General features: G+C 34.9%; 1 pseudogene. It reads left to right on the top strand.

The annotated features are described in order from the left end of the window. Positions 1–155: 155 nt before the first annotated feature. Positions 156–661, top strand: a pseudogene (locus DYY66_RS03415) (hypothetical protein); the annotation flags it as partial.

Genomic DNA, 661 nt, shown 5'->3' with positions numbered 1-661 from the left:
CTTTCCCTCTTTTTCCTTTTTATCTTAAAACAACTGCTAACGAAAGTTCTAGATTTTAATTCAAGATTCAAAATCTGTGCTTTACATCTAGCTATATGTATAAACACAAATACCTGATACAGATTAAAGTTTGTAGGGACTGTCAGATGTATGGTTTGAGACTCGTTATTTTTTGCACAATAGGTCTGTGCATTGCAAGTCTATCACTTTGCTATAATGCATATGGACAATCAACTTCATATGATATTCCAAACAATCCTGGAGGCTATCTTACTGTTGTATCAAATACAGAAGGAAACGAGCAGACCCTCCACTTGCCGATAAAAGATCTTCTCTTTAATGTTATTCCGCATAACGACGCAAGTGGAAATTTGATCTCAATGTCTTTAGAATTAAAACCTGAACTAAATAATTTGTACAAGGATGTGGGATTTCTTGATAAACCACGTGATACTGTATTCATTTACCCAAGTTTTACACAGGCAGCATATGGCAAGGATGGATTTTATGACTATTACAATAAAAAATGCGATACTAAATGTCTGACAGTGAATATACCTACTGGTGTGCATGGCATACAAGCTTCAAGCATTGCTGGAGCACTGGTGCTCAAATCATTAAATTATGCGTATCTAAAAGATGAAGATGTAGACAAAAATCC

This window comes from Candidatus Nitrosotalea sp. FS (assembly GCF_011319475.1).
In the GTDB taxonomy this organism is placed as follows: Archaea; Thermoproteota; Nitrososphaeria; order Nitrososphaerales; family Nitrosopumilaceae; genus Nitrosotalea.
The sequence above is the reverse complement of the archived record's forward strand: the minus strand, read 5'-3'. Positions and strand labels throughout refer to the sequence as shown.